We start from the raw sequence: 287 nt of genomic DNA, 5'->3' as shown, positions 1-287 counted from the left end.
GCCGCACTTTACACCAGCTATCGTTACGCCTCCGCCGGCAAGCCCTTCAGCTACGGCATCCCGGTGAAGGCCTCGGGCTCTTACACCGTGAAGCTGCACTTCGTGGAGCCCTACTTCACGGCCTCCAACAAGCGGGTGTTCGATGTGGCCGTGGAGGGGAAGAAAGTTCTCTCGGGCTACGACGTCCATGGGGAGGCAGGCTTCGGCAAGGCGGTGGTGAAGACCTTCTCCAACGTTTCTGTGACGGACGGCACGCTCAACATCGATTTTGCCTCCCTGAAAAACAA

Annotated in this window: 1 protein-coding gene; it reads left to right on the top strand. The window is 59.2% G+C overall.

All coding sequences use genetic code 11. The features are described from left to right. Nucleotides 1-63: 63 nt before the first annotated feature. Nucleotides 64-287: malectin domain-containing carbohydrate-binding protein (locus FJM74_RS22155; protein WP_317175596.1), on the top strand; the 224-nt coding region annotated here is incomplete at its 3' end.

The sequence above is a fragment of the Pontibacter beigongshangensis genome, assembly GCF_014332515.1.
Classification (GTDB): domain Bacteria; phylum Bacteroidota; class Bacteroidia; order Cytophagales; family Hymenobacteraceae; genus Pontibacter; species Pontibacter beigongshangensis.
The sequence above is the reverse complement of the archived record's forward strand: the minus strand, read 5'-3'. Positions and strand labels throughout refer to the sequence as shown.